The following is a 12,821-nucleotide window of genomic DNA, read 5'->3' as shown; positions in this document are numbered from 1 at the left end:
GCCGGAGTGTGCGATGAGCGGCCTGCCGTTTCCGCGGCTGAGCCCGCAAGTGCTGTCCGATGACGGCAATGAACTGCAGTTTTGCTCCACCTGCGCGTTCTCGCACGCCTGTTTGTCGCAGGGCATGGACAAGAGTGCGCTGAAAGAACTGCATGTGCTGGTGGAACACATTGGCCCGTTCCATGCCGGTGAACATGTGTTCCGCGAAGGTGACCCGTTTGAAGCCATCGCTGCGGTGCGCGCCGGCACGGTCAAGACCTGCGTGACCGATCGCGACGGCCACGAGCATGTGCTGGGCTTCCATTTCCCCGGCGAAGTTATCGGACTGAACGCCATCGACGGCCACCGCTACCCCTGCGATGCCATCGCACTGGATACGGTGATGCTGTGCAAATTCTCCTTCCCCAAGATTTCAGTATTGGCGGCGAAGGTACCCGGCGTGCAGCGTGAATTGTTCCGCCTGCTCAGCCGCGACATCGGCCGCGCCGCCTTGTTGGCGGGTGATTGGAGCGCCGATCAGCGTGTTGCCGCGTTCCTGCTGGGGATGTCCCGGCGATTGTCAGCACGCGGATTTTCGGCCACGCGCTTCCAATTGACGATGGCACGCACCGACATTGCCAACTACCTGCGCCTGGCACCGGAAACGGTGAGCCGCGTGCTGCGCCGAATGCAGGATGACGGCATCCTTGCGGTGGATCGCCGCGAAGTCGAGCTGCTTGATCAGGACCGTATCGAAGCCCTCGCCGCGCCCATCCTGCGCGACTGATGCTGTCGCACACGCATGATCCTGCCGTGGTACTTGCCCTGATTTTTGCGTTCTTCACACACAATTGACACAAGTCATGGAGTGGCATCGCGGAACCACCGACGATGCCACCGCTGATTTTATTCGGCTTGATCAATCAGGAGAGTCACTATGTCCACCACGAAACGGCTTTGGCTGGGCTTGGCCGCCCTGCTGATCGCAAGTTTTGCGGTTATGGCTTGGCTGGGCGTGGATTTGATCCACACTGCCCCACCCATCCCCAACCGCGTCGTTGCCGCCAACGGCCAAGTCCTTTACACCAAAGCCGATATCGATCGCGGCCGCCAAGTCTGGCAAAGCATCGGCGGCCAACAACTCGGCTCGATCTGGGGCCACGGTGCACTGCTGGCACCCGACTGGTCGGCTGACTGGCTGCATCGCGAAATCGAAGCCATGCTGGAATTGCAGGCGCGTAGTGATGCCGGGCAGTCCTACGCCAGCATGGAGGCTGGTGATCAGGCCAAGACCCAGGCCAGCGTCAAACCCTTGATACGCTCCAACACGTTTGATGCCAGCAAACAAGACATCGTCGTCAGCAATATGCGGGCGCAAGCGATCAGTAATGTGGCCGCACATTACGAGAGCGTGTTCTCCAATGATCCCGCCACGCATGCACTGCGCGAAGCCTATGCCATGCGTGAAAACACGGTGCCGGATGCCGACAATCGGCGCGCAATGACCGCGTTTTTCTTCTGGACGGCATGGGCTGCCGGCACCGATCGTCCCGGCGAAACCCATCGCACCTATACCAACAACTGGCCCTACGAGCCGCTGATTGGCAACACGCCAACCTCCGATACATTTATCTGGTCGATGTTCTCGATCCTGTTCCTGATTGGTGGCGTTGGTTTGCTGGCGTGGCACTACGCCGCCTATCACGGCAAGGAAGCGCTGCCGACACCACCCGCGCAGGATCCGTTGCAGGGCTTGACCATCACCCCGTCGATGAAAGCCACCGCCAAATATTTCTGGGTGGTGATTGCGCTGTTCCTGTGCCAAATCCTGCTGGGTGCCACCACCGCGCACTTCCAGGTGGAAGGCCAGGAAGCTTACGGTTTCAAGATTGCCGAGTTCCTGCCGTATGCACTGACCCGCAGTTGGCATACGCAACTGGCGGTGTTGTGGATTGCCACCGCGTGGCTGGCCACCGGCCTGTATATCGGCCCGGCGATCTCCGGCCATGAACCGAAATACCAGCGCGCTGGCGTCAACTTCCTGTTCGTCTGCTTGCTGATCATTGTCGTCGGCTCGTTTACCGGCCAGTGGTTTGCGGTCATGCAGAAGTTGGGCCTGAAGTACAACTTCTGGTTTGGCCATCAAGGCTGGGAATACGTGGACATCGGCCGTTTCTGGCAGGCGTTCCTGTTCGTCGGCCTGCTGGTGTGGCTGACCCTGGTCGGCCGTGCGTTGTGGCCGGCGATGCAGCGCAAGGATGAAATGTCCTCGATCGTGGGCCTGCTGTTCCTGTCCACGGTGGCCATCGGCCTGTTCTACGGTGCCGGCCTGATGTGGGGCGAAAACAGCCACATCTCGGTGGTCGAATACTGGCGCTGGTGGGTGGTGCATCTGTGGGTGGAAGGCTTCTTCGAAGTGTTCGCCGTTGCCGTGATGAGCTTCCTGTTCGTCAAACTGGGGCTGCTGCGCGGCAAGTCCGCCACCATCAATGTGTTGTTCGCCACCATCGTGTATCTGAGCGGCGGCGTGCTGGGCATGTTCCACCATCTGTACTTTGCCGGCACCACCACCGCGGCTGTCGCACTAGGTGCCAGCTTCTCGGCACTGGAAGTGGTGCCGCTGGCGCTGATCGGGCTGGAAGCCTATGAAACCTGGAGCCATAGCCGCGCCACCCCGTGGATGGAACGCTACAAGTGGCCGATCATGTTCTTCTTGGCCACCAGCTTCTGGAACCTGGTGGGCGCGGGCTTGTTCGGCTTCCTGGTCAACACCCCGCTGGCGCTGTTCTACATGCAGGGCATGAACCTGACCGCGCTGCACGGCCATACCGCGCTGTTTGGTGTGTACGGCATGCTGGGTATTGGTTTGATGCTGTTCTGCCTGCGCGGCCTGAAGCCGCAAGTGCAATGGCCGGAAGGTCTGCTACGCGGCGCGTTCTGGAGCCTGAACATCGGCTTGGGCCTGATGGGTTTGCTGACGCTGCTGCCGATGGGCGTACTGCAACTCAATGCCGCACTGGAACATGGCTACTGGTTCGCACGTTCGGCCGAGTTCATGAACCGCCCGATCATCGACATGCTGGTATGGATGCGCATGCCGGGCGACCTGGTGTTCTCCGCCGGCGCCCTGCTGCTTGCCCTGTTCGTGGCCCGCAAATGGCTGAAGCCTAGCCTCAGCAAGTAATCCAAAAACCCCTTGGTACCACCCTCAGGGACGGCGCAAGCCGTCCCTTTTTTATAGCCTTCGGATTAGGTGAGCCTGACCCTGCTTTCCACCTCTAAAACCCTTTTCTTGCTGTTTTTCCAAGAAGCAAGAAGATGAAAGGGCCTAGCGCGGTCCGAGTGCAATCAACCAGCAATGCCCTGAAATGCTGCCCCAGTCTTCTCGACATCGTTGCATATCCAAAGAACCCCATGAATCGACCACGTAGCGCAGCTTTCAGATAGTGTTGCTGTGCGGTCGCGTAGTCGGGCACAGAGGCGGGCTCATAATACTTGGCATAAGCGAGATTCAACTCTGGGGTGGCTCCCTCCCTGTCAGCTTCTTTCAGATATCTAAGGGCCTCCGGATAACTTTCCTTACCTTTCTTCATTAGTGCCCGAGCTAAATGGATATAGCCAATCGGAGACGGAATCGCATAGGCGGTCATTCGATAATGATCGACTGCCTTGGATAGATCTACTTCTATTCCGTCACCGCCAAACTCATAAATCAATCCCATCAGCAAGTGCGCGGGCTTATAGCCATCGCGCACTAGTTCCTGGCCAAGCTCAACTGCTTGACGTTTGCTCCCTCTCTGAGAGGGCGACCACGCGAGAGCAAAACGATCAGCATCCAGCGGGGAATATGACTCTTTCAACATCTCCGGCTTCAATTCTTATGACCCCGTTTTCCCCGTTTTTCGCCCGCCTTGGTCATAGGGCATAGGTACGGCGGACGTCGTTGCCGTACGCCCATTGGGTGGAATATCCAAAGGGGATAGGCGGTGGCGACTGCTTTCATACCAAATTGTTGATGTTTCGTATTTTATCAACGAATAGGCGTGGTGCGCGAAGTGCTGGATCGCCTGATCATCAAATATCATGCATGAGAGCTGGATAAAGAAGCCCCGTATTTTTCGAAGCTTCCGGATATGTATTTCTTATCTATCGCAGCTTGATAGTGAGTAGTTCCATTTACCCCCCTCATCAAGGCAGCTGTCGATAGAAAGTTGGCGTTTGATCCAAAATCCGACCATGATCACCACTAAAAAAATAATCAGAACCACTGCTACTTGCATCGCCTTCCTCATGCTAGTACTCCGACCCCAAGCCCGATGGGCGGTGCACAGAACATACTTGGCTGCAGGTTCCTGAGCCAGCGTTACTGCGACCGAAGATGTTGGCAGCTTGGTCTGCCGGTCTGCCGCCGATGCAGAGGCTGGGTCTCTTTTCACGTTCTGGTCAAATTTCTCTCGTGTATTGCTGACATCGCAAGCTGCACCCTTGCCTCCCTGACCCTGCTTAGTAGCCTCACAATTAGCTTTGTAGTGAAAATATTTATCTACATCAATCGTATTGAAATTTCGCATATCAAGATAGTTGCACAGAAAATCTCTCAAACCTGCCGAATAATCATGAATGTACTTGCCGTGTGCCTCACCCATTTGGTGCATTTGCTCTGGCGTCCAACCCATACCGGCACCATCCAAGCCCCACGGGTCAACGAGGGGAACCGGATTCCTTCCGTCACAGGTATAGATGTTAGCTAAATCCAATCTAGAAATATGAGATATGCAAAAACCACAATAAAGGCAGCAAGTAGCATTTCAGCAACGATAATTGCAAATCTTATTCTTTTATACGATGAAAAATCTTCGCTGCCAACATCCATCTCAATTACAGAGAGAGGGATGACCGGATTAAAGTTGATGAAATATACAGAAGGTGATCCTATCTTCTTGTAGGCCACCGGATACCTTCTTCGAATGGAACTAAACAACGAAATCCGGCCTACAGTAGAAACAAGGCCAAGAAATAAAAAGAGAACCCCCAATAAACTAATCATTTGCTGCAACCGCATTTGTAGAAGTTTGCTCCGGTTGTTTCTGCGGCGCCAAAATCCGCACTTGTTCCGCCCCCAATCCCACCTACAGCTCCAAAACTGAAATCCGATTTGACATCGCCAATTCTCGTTGCGGAATATCCAATCCCACCTCCGATAGAGGCTGATACTGACAAAGAGACATAACCACCATTGAATACACTCGGGTCTATCTTTGAATTTCCATCATAAAATTTGCTTGTTGCCCCCTGTACTCCGGGAACTGAAAACCCTGCGCCAGCAAAGCTGAAAACTCCAGACACGACAGCGAACTTGCCATCTACGCATTCCGAGGTTGCGGTAAAACGACCTGTTCCCGCTCCAAAGAGGCCTTTTCCAACATTGATCTGCCAAGTCCCAACATTCCAATCTACGAGCCCAAGGGGGTCAATATTGCTGATTGGATTCGAGGAAACATAGGCATACGTATTCACACCCCCCGCCAACCCAATCGGATCGGATTGCAGATAGCGGCCACGTTTGCTGTCGTAGCCATCGCGAAATCCGTTGCTCCACAGGCCGGTCTCGGCATCGAAATACTGCCCCGGAAAGCCCAGGTTCAATCCGCCGATGGCGTCCAGCGTCACCGTCCGGTCGAATGCATCGTTGTTGGCACGCCACACCACGGCCTTCGCGCTGTTGGTCGCAATCTCCGGCCGCCCCAAATGGTCGTTGTGCAGGTAATACACCTGGCCACCCCGCACCATCGCTACTCGTTCACCCGCAAACGGGAGGTAGTGCGTCCAACCCTGTCCCGTGCTGAATTCAGACAGCAGCGTGTTGCCTGCGCCATACAGGAACCAGGAACCCACCCCGCCCACCTGCTTGTAGACCCGCTGGCCAAGGGCGTTCACCGCATAACTGGTGGTTACTCCGGCCCGCGTTGCCGTGGCCATCCGGTTGAAGGCGTCGTAGGTATAGCTGTTGCCGTCACCCGATGTCACATTGCCGTTTGCGTCGTAGGCGAAGCTGGCCGACACGCCGCCGGCGAGGGACAGCAAGCGGTTGCTTGTCCCCGCAATGGTGTAGGTGTCGATGGCGCTGTTGCGGGTATGGCGGGTGCGGTTGCCGCTGGCGTCGTAAGCAAATGACTGGTTTGCGCCGGTGGCCATTGCCGATGTCAGCCTGGACAGAGCGTCATAGCCGTAGTCTTGCGTCAGGCTGGCGTTGATGCCGTTGGTGATCCGGGCGATGTTGTCGTTGGCGTTGTAGCCATACGTCAGACTCTGCAGCGGCGGTTGTGCCAGTACCCCTGCGCCAACGCCTGTGATGCGCCCGTCCAGGTCATAGGCATAGGTACGGCGGACGTCGTTGCCGTACGTCCATTGGGTGGCAGGCCCGAAGGGCAGGTTCTGTGCCAGGGTGAGGATGGATTGGTTTGCGCCGTTGATGGTGGCTTTCATCGACACGGGCTTGCCGTATGCGTAGGTGTATGAGGCAAGCGTGGAATCCGGGTAGGTGATGGTGCTGAGCCGGCCCATCAGGTCATAGGTGTAGGCAAGGGTACCGGTGCCCCCTGCTGGCAGGGTGCTGGACTGCGACAGCACCTGGCCTTGCGGGGTGTAGCTGAAGCTGGCGCTCCCCGTAGGGTCGCTGACCATGCACAGCCGGCCTTTGCCGTTGGCGCAGGTGTCGTAGGTAAATGCTTGTGTGGAACCGTCTGCGGAAACACCCGTCAAGCGGCCGAGACTGTCGTGCGTATAGGCCGTGACCTGATTGCTTGCCCGCGTCATCGATGTCTGCCGGCCTTGTGCATCGTAGGTGTAATGGGTTATTCCCGTATCCGGGCTGTCCTGCTGCCACAGTTGACCGAATCCGTCGTACACGTAGTGGGTCTGCTTTCCTCGTGGATCCGTTACGCGAACGATGTTGTCTGATGCGATGCCATAGGCAAAGTGGGTTGATTCATTGTTCGGGTCACGGTTTTCAATGACTCGGTTGAGGGCGTCGTAGGTGAACCGAGTGATGTTGTTGAGGGAGTCGGTGATCGTCTCCAAATTTCCATTTGCATCATAGGTGTAGCGGACGTTCTGCTGATTATTGCCGCGACGTGCGCGAACGCGGTTGAGCTCATCGTAGTCGATGAACGTTTGTGTTTTCAGATCTTCGATATACCCCCCTCCGCCAAGGGCGGCCATCACCGGTGACTGCACCGATGATGGTGCGAATGCCAGCACGTCCTGTACACCCGTCACCTCGCCGGATTCTGGTGCGCCTTGTGGGCTGCAGGGGGTTGGCGAACAAGGCTGCGGGGTGTCGTGGCTGATGTATGTACGAATCTGTGTGACGTTTCCGGCAGCATCCCGGGTCCAACTGATGCCGTCCCAAGCGGGTTGCCCCAGCCAAGGGGCCCTGCTGTCTTGCATGATGCTCAACCAGTCCCGGTTGCCGGGATGGTAATAGAACGTGCGCGACTGACCATCCGGCATTGCCATGCTCGATAGATTTCCGTCGCCGTTATAGGTGTAGATGTAGTTCTGCGTTGATCCGTTGTACTTCGTCCTGAATGTCAGTACGCGCCCTTGCGCATCGTAGGCATACTCATGAGTATCTCCATTGGGGCCAGTGACGGACCCGGGAAGACCGTTGCCGCTGTGGCTGGCGTATGACGTGGTGTGATTAAGGTTGTTGCTGATCGACACCGTGTTGCCCAGCGCGTCATAGGTGTTGGTTGTGCTTCCTCCCGCGGATGGCATATTGATTGTCATCGTCGCCAGCATGCCGTTTGCATGCTTGGTGTATGTGAAGGTTGTTGTACGCACCTCGTTGAGGTTGGTGGCCGGCGATGGCGCACCCAGATTGATTTCGGAGATGCTGGCAACACGGTCGTCAGCCGTATAGGTATAGACGAGTTTGCGGTCGGTGTTTGCAACCTCTTTCACGCGATTGAAACCCGTATCCCAGACGTACGTCGCTTGCCTTGCCAGCGGTGTTCCATAAGCCTCGGTGAGGCTGAGTAATTGCCCTTTCGCGTTGTAGCTGTATGCAGTGAAGTTGCCGTTGGCATCCTGCGCCAGGGCTGGATAGCCGTTTGCATCGTATTCGGTCAGCACATGCGTTGTGAGAGGACAGTACGCACTGGGCGAACCAGACACGGCCTTGAGTTTCCCGCCTTCGTGGACAAATGTCGTCTGCTTGCCCAAGGGATTGGTGACCGTGGTGTTCGCGGTGCCCCCGGCACCAGTGGAATAGGCGAAAGTGAACTTGTTGAATCCGTTGTGCTGGGTGCTGGTCGCACGTCCAGTCGAATCGTAGGTGAAGGTGGAATAACGCAGGCCACCCAGCGATTTGCCTGTCAGTGCGCTTGCATCGTTGGAAAGTTCATAGTGGTAGGTGATGATTGTGTTGGGTGTCCCGGGCCAGGTTGTTGCAGCCAATCGATGCAGGCCGGTGCCGAACTGGTTCGCGGAATACGAATAGCTGTACAAGTTTCCGGCAGGATCCTGCACTTGGGTCAGTTGCGTTCCCGACCAGGTAAATTGTATATATCGACCCGATGTATGGGTGACGCGATACGGATAGGTCGTACCGGTGTAAGTGAATGTCCAGCGGATTTTTTGTGCATTGGAGATGGTTGAAATATAGCCGGACGCGGTATAGGTTTCTGTACTGTCGTCATCGGCATGCAGTGTAAATGAGCCGTCTGTTTCCTTCACGATCCGTGCCACCGGATCCGCCTTGTTCTCGTAGAAGACGCCATCGGCTGCTTTGACATACTTCACGACGCGCCCATCAGGACGCCAGGCAAAGATGCTGGTTGCCGCGCCGATGGTACATGTACCGCCACCCGGTCTTGGATAGCAGGCATTCAACTCCATGCCGCCAAACGTGAGCTTGTAGTCCAGGCTGCTGTTCCAATAGCGGCCAAATAATCCCGCACCTTTCCACATGTGGTTGTAGGTGCGCGTCAGCTGCAATGGAAATTCGCCAGACGTATCAAAGTCTGATTCGGGTTCAATTTTGTTGCCGTTGTCGATGATGACCGGGTTCCCGCACGGGAGCTTTGTCTGGTCCGCGTCACCAGAATCCTTGCTGCCTATGAACCCTGCGCCGCCATCCGACATGGACAAATGGGAGGTATGTCCTCCTGAGCCGCCAGCACCCCCACCGCCTCCGCCACCTGCGCCTCCACCTCTCGTACTGATAACATCCATCCGTACGCATTGCACACTTGTACTGACTTTATTAGTTTTCGGATCTTTGGTCGTGACAATCCCCATTATATATCCCTGCCCGCAAATTCCGTTGGCATGAACCATAGGTATATATGTCATGCCACTCAAAAGCAGTGCGAGGGCTAGTAATCTTTGTAATAATTGGCATAGCGAAATGTATGGCATCCGATTTCCTTATCTTGAATGGTTGTTGCCCATTTTATAAATAACGACTCAAGTAAACAACACCTTTATGATTATCCTAATTAACTAATCCACGCCCAGCCCAAACCCATCGGCATCACACAATGCCGGGAACCTGGCGCGATGTTCCAGCAGCGGTGCGGCTTGCAGCAGCATGGTGGAGACCACTTCGGCATCGGTGGCTTCGCTGAGTGGGTGGCCGAGAAAATCAATCACCGCGCTGTCACCGGAATACTGCAGACCATTGCCATCGGTGCCCACGCGGTTGACGCCCACCACATAGCTCAAATTTTCGATGGCGCGGGCGCGCAGCAATGTTTTCCACGGGTAGCTGCGCACCGCTGGCCAGTTCGCCACATACAGCGCCACATCGTAATCGGCCTGCCCGGCTTGATCGGCATCGAAGCGATTGCGTGAAAACACCGGGAAGCGCAGGTCATAGCAGACCTGCAACAAAATGCGCCAGCCTTTCCACGCCACCACCACCCGCGTACTGCCTGCGGCGTAGCGTTCGTGCTCCTTGGCGAAGGAAAACAAATGCCGCTTGTCGTAATGCATCAATTGGCCATCGGGTGTGGCAAACAACATGCGATTGAACACGCCTTCCGGGGTACGCAACTGCACGCTGCCGGTGATGGCGGCTTGCAGCTTGACCGCTTGCGCACGCAGCCACGCCACGGTGGGCCCGTGCATGTCTTCGGCGTTGCCAATGGCCTCGTTGGAAAACCCGCTGGTGAAGGTTTCCGGCAACACCACCAAATCCGTGGTGCCGTGCAGCGGCGCAATCAAATGGCCGTAGTACTCGCGGTTACCGGCGGGGTCATGCCAGCGGGTATCGCCCTGCACGATGGAGACGCGGAGGTTTTGCATGCGGTGTCCTGAAGTGTCACGCCTTGGGCGGATCGGGGATGAATTTCAACACTTTGCCATTGATGCAATAACGCTTGCCGGTGGGCGGGGGGCCATCATCGAACACATGGCCCAAATGGATCCCGGAACTGGTGCTGCGCACTTCGACACGGTGCATGCCGTGGCTGTTGTCGTCGATGAATTCCAATGCGCCGGCCTTCGGTTCGAAGAAACTGGGCCAGCCGCAGCCGCTATCAAATTTGGCATCGCTGCGAAACAGCGCCACGCCGCTGATCGGATCCACATAGGTGCCCGCGCGGTGCTCGTCCAGATACGGGCCGGTGCCGGGTAGCTCGGTGCCACTGTCGAAGGCGATTTGTTGTTGCTCTTTTGTAAGCAGATGAAAGCCCAACCACTGCCAGAATTTTTTGGCATCACCGGCATAGCCGGTGAAGCGCGAGACTTCGTGCCCGTGTTCGAACAGCACAATCGTCGGCGTGGCCACCAGTGATTTTGCCAATGCCCAGCCGCTGGGTGCTTGCTGCGAGCGCGTCTTCACAAAGGCGACCGGCGCAGACCAATGCGCCAGCACATCGGCCTGAAAGCGTTCGCAATAGGCGCAGTCTTCGGCCTCATACACCACCAACTGCCGCGCAGCATTCAGGGTGCTGGCATCCAATGCGGGCGTGGCTTGCGGGTTGACACCTTTGCCAAAGGCAACCCCTGTGCCGCCTAGCCCGCAATAGCCTTGCGGGTTTTTCAGCAGATAGTCCTGATGGTTTTCCTCGGCGCGGTTGTAGTTGCGTACCGGCAGGATTTCGGTGGTGATGGTGCCAAAACCGGCCTTGCCGAGATTGGCCTGATAGATGTCGCGGCTTTGTTCGGCCAACGCCTTTTGCGCCGCATTGGTGAAGTAGATCGCACTGCGGTAATTGCTGCCCAGATCATTGCCCTGCCCGCCCACCTGGGTGGGGTCGTGGTTTTCCCAGAACGTGGCCAGCAGCGTCATCAAATCCAGCTGCTTGGGGTCATAACGCACCCGCACCACTTCGGCATGGTTGCGGGCGTGGCTGCGGCCACCGCGAATCAGTTGTTCTTCCCGCAGCACATCTTCATAACCGACTTCAGGCGCATCGCCACCGGCATAACCCACTTCCACCTCGGCCACGCCGGGCACCGCACGCAGGCGTTTTTCCGCGCCCCAAAAACAGCCCATCCCGAAATAAATATCCTGCAATTGACGGCTACTCACGGGCATGGCTCCAGTTGGGGGGACGGGCATCGGACGGGCGCTCACCACCCGCCAACCCAAGAACACCGCAGCAGCGGTCAGCAGCAGTGCCAATAGCAGGGCGATGGACTTGTCGGTGGACATGGCTGCCTCCGGTGGCGGGATTACAACTTGGACAAGCGTTCGACCGCAGCGTTCACCGTGGCTTCGTTTTTCGCAAAACACAGCCGCAATAACCGTTGGCCGGCAGGCGGATTGGCATAGAACGGCGATAGCGGAATCCCCGTCACACCGTGCGCTTGCGTCAGCCAGCGCGCAAATTCCAAATCGGGCAGGTCGCTCACCGCCGAATAATCCACCAACTGGAAATACCCGCCCGGGACCGGCAGCAGCTTCAATCTTGTCGTGGCCAGCTGCGCACGGAAGCGGTCGCGCTTGTCTTGATAGAACGCGCCCAGCGTTTCGTAATGCTCGGGCTCGGCCTCGATCATTTCGGCAAACGCATGCTGGGCCGGATTGAACGAACAAAACACGTTGTACTGATGCACTTTGCGGAACTCGGCCGACAGCGCAGGCGGCGCAATCGCATAGCCCAACTTCCAGCCAGTGCAGTGGTAGGTCTTGCCGAAGCTCGAGATCACGAAAGCGCGTTGCCGCAATTGCGGGTACAGCAGCGCCGATTCATGCCGCGCACCATCAAACACGATGTGCTCGTACACCTCGTCACTGAGCAAAATAATTTCGGTGCCATCCAATAGCGCGATCAGGGCTTGCATGTCGGCCGCGCTGAACATCGCCCCGGATGGGTTGTGCGGGCTGTTGATCATCAACATGCGGGTGCGCGGGGTGATCGCCGCACGCACTGCGTCCCAATCGGGGGCAAAGGTCTGCGGATTCAACGCCACATGCACGGCGGTGGCCCCAGCCAACTCGATCGCCGGCTCGTAGCAGTCGTAGCACGGATCCAGCACGATGACCTCTTCACCGGCGCGCACTACCGCATGGATGGCGTTGAAGATCGCTTCGGTGGCACCGCTGGTGACGGTGATTTCGGCATCCACATCCGGCATCCAGTCGTAGCAGCGCGCGGTCTTGCTGGCAATTGCCTGCCGCAGCGCAGGGATGCCGGTCATCATCGAATACTGGTTATGCCCCGCCTGCATCGCACGGGTCAGTGCCTCCACCAAGCGCGCCGGTACCGGGAAGTCCGGAAAGCCCTGACCCAGATTGACCGCACCATGCTGCGCCGCCAACTGCGACATCACGGTAAAAATGGTGGTGCCCACCTTGGGCAGTTTGGTCTCAACGCGCATCGCCAGCT

9 protein-coding genes are annotated in these 12,821 nt (G+C 57.1%); 2 read left to right on the top strand and 7 right to left on the bottom strand.

From position 1 onward, the window contains the following. Positions 1-13 precede the first annotated feature (13 nt). Together K7B09_RS03310 and K7B09_RS03305 are read left to right on the top strand one after the other, a co-directional pair. Positions 14-766 carry a helix-turn-helix domain-containing protein gene (locus tag K7B09_RS03310; protein WP_223626736.1) on the top strand — a complete coding sequence of 251 codons (753 nt, stop codon included), beginning with the start codon at positions 14-16 and terminating at the stop codon, positions 764-766. 150 nt (positions 767-916) lie between these two features. Then, complete coding sequence (locus K7B09_RS03305) at positions 917-3,163, top strand: nitric-oxide reductase large subunit (protein WP_223626734.1); 2,247 nt, start codon at positions 917-919, stop codon at positions 3,161-3,163. 94 nt (positions 3,164-3,257) lie between these two features. On the opposite strand, the gene K7B09_RS03300 is transcribed toward K7B09_RS03305, so the two are convergent. From K7B09_RS03300 to K7B09_RS03270, 7 genes are all read right to left on the bottom strand, one after another. Further along, complete coding sequence (locus K7B09_RS03300) at positions 3,258-3,842, bottom strand: SEL1-like repeat protein (RefSeq protein ID WP_223626732.1); 585 nt, start codon at positions 3,840-3,842, stop codon at positions 3,258-3,260. Between the two features lie 279 nt (positions 3,843-4,121). After that, positions 4,122-4,736, bottom strand: coding sequence for a hypothetical protein (locus K7B09_RS03295; protein ID WP_223626730.1), 615 nt, complete (start codon positions 4,734-4,736; stop codon positions 4,122-4,124). Beyond that, entirely contained in the window at positions 4,727-5,041 is a 315-nt protein-coding gene (locus tag K7B09_RS03290; RefSeq protein ID WP_223626728.1) for a hypothetical protein, read from the bottom strand. Before K7B09_RS03290 ends, K7B09_RS03295 begins: the two co-directional genes overlap by 10 nt. Next, positions 5,023-9,126: an RHS repeat-associated core domain-containing protein gene (locus tag K7B09_RS03285; RefSeq protein WP_223626726.1), complete on the bottom strand. Its 4,104-nt coding sequence runs from the start codon at positions 9,124-9,126 to the stop codon at positions 5,023-5,025. Before K7B09_RS03285 ends, K7B09_RS03290 begins: the two co-directional genes overlap by 19 nt. A gap of 360 nt (positions 9,127-9,486) precedes the next feature. After that, positions 9,487-10,290, bottom strand: a complete 804-nt coding sequence (locus tag K7B09_RS03280) for an amidohydrolase (RefSeq protein ID WP_223626724.1) — start codon at positions 10,288-10,290, stop codon at positions 9,487-9,489. 16 nt (positions 10,291-10,306) lie between these two features. Then, the gene (msrA, locus tag K7B09_RS03275) at positions 10,307-11,644 is read right to left on the bottom strand and encodes a peptide-methionine (S)-S-oxide reductase MsrA (protein ID WP_223626722.1); all 1,338 of its coding nucleotides are present in this window, start codon (positions 11,642-11,644) and stop codon (positions 10,307-10,309) included. A gap of 20 nt (positions 11,645-11,664) precedes the next feature. Then, positions 11,665-12,813, bottom strand: a complete 1,149-nt coding sequence (locus K7B09_RS03270) for a pyridoxal phosphate-dependent aminotransferase (protein ID WP_223626720.1) — start codon at positions 12,811-12,813, stop codon at positions 11,665-11,667. Positions 12,814-12,821 lie beyond the last annotated feature (8 nt).

The organism is Thermomonas beijingensis, from assembly GCF_020034655.1.
Taxonomy (GTDB): domain Bacteria; phylum Pseudomonadota; class Gammaproteobacteria; order Xanthomonadales; family Xanthomonadaceae; genus Thermomonas; species Thermomonas beijingensis.
Note: the sequence above shows the minus strand (reverse complement) of the source record. Positions and strands in the feature narration are given on the sequence as shown.